Genomic DNA, 1,070 nt, shown 5'->3' with positions numbered 1-1,070 from the left:
CCGCACGATCCGCGCCGATGCCTTCGATCTCGAAAACATCAATCCACTCAACGTTCTGGCGGTCGAAGTTGAATCCGGTCCGGACGCGCGCGTCCTGCCGCTCACATCAGGCCTTGCCGATCATCTGTTCGACCATGACGGCCAGATCACCAAGCGCGAAGTCCGCGCCATCACACTGTCGGCGCTGGCGCCGCGGCGCGGCGAATTGCTGTGGGACATCGGCGCCGGTTCCGGTTCCATCGGCATCGAATGGATGCTGGCCCACCCTTCCATGCGCACCATTGCCATCGAGGCCGATCCGATCCGCGCCGCCCGCATTGGCCGCAACGCGGCCGTCTGCGGCGTTCCCGGCCTTGTCGTGGTGGAAGGCAGCGCGCCCAGGGCACTTGCCAGGCTGGACACGCCGGACGCGATCTTCATCGGCGGCGGCGGCAGCGATGCCGGCGTGCTGAATGCTGCCATCAAGGCGCTGCGCCCGGGCGGCCGTCTCGTGGCCAATGCGGTGACGCTGGAGATGGAAGCCTTGCTCCTCGCCCAGCATACCAAGCTCGGCGGCGATCTCACCCGCATCGCCATCTCTCGCGCATCGCCGGTCGGCGCGATGCAGGCCTGGCGGCCGGCCATGCCAGTGACCCAATGGAGCTGGGTCAAGCCATGATGGTCGCGGGCATCGGCAGCCGAAAAGGCGTGAGCGTCGAAGACGTGCTTGCCGCGATCGAAACCGCGCTGGAGACTCATGGCCTGACGATGACGGCACTTTCGGCACTGGCGACTGCCGAGTTCAAGAAGGATGAAGAAGCGATCGCCGCCGCTGGCCGCGTGCTGAGTCTTCCGGTCATCGTCGTCGATGACGCCACGCTTCAGGCCGCCTCGTCGGACACGCTCAGCCATTCCGACCTCTCGCAGGATGTTGCCGGAACCCCATCGGTTTCCGAGGCATCCGCCCTTGCCGTCGTCGGCAAAGGCGCCAAACTGCTTGGCCCGCGCACGGTGCTCGGCCCGGTCACCTGCGCCATCGCCATCAGCGGAGATGCGCCATGACCGTCCATTTCATCGGCGCTGGTCCAGGT

At 66.4% G+C, this 1,070-nt stretch carries 2 protein-coding genes; both read left to right on the top strand.

The annotated features are described in order from the left end of the window. A partial coding sequence (cbiT, locus tag EN750_RS35840) for a precorrin-6Y C5,15-methyltransferase (decarboxylating) subunit CbiT (RefSeq protein ID WP_127399386.1) occupies window positions 1–658 on the top strand: 658 nt, incomplete at its 5' end. Then, complete coding sequence (locus tag EN750_RS35835) at window positions 655–1,041, top strand: cobalamin biosynthesis protein (protein WP_127399385.1); 387 nt, start codon at window positions 655–657, stop codon at window positions 1,039–1,041. The genes cbiT and EN750_RS35835, both read left to right, overlap by 4 nt. Window positions 1,042–1,070: the final 29 nt, after the last annotated feature.

It is taken from the genome of Mesorhizobium sp. M7A.F.Ca.ET.027.03.2.1, assembly GCF_003999175.1.
GTDB lineage: Bacteria > Pseudomonadota > Alphaproteobacteria > Rhizobiales > Rhizobiaceae > Mesorhizobium.
This window is presented reverse-complemented; position numbering and strand designations above follow the sequence as displayed.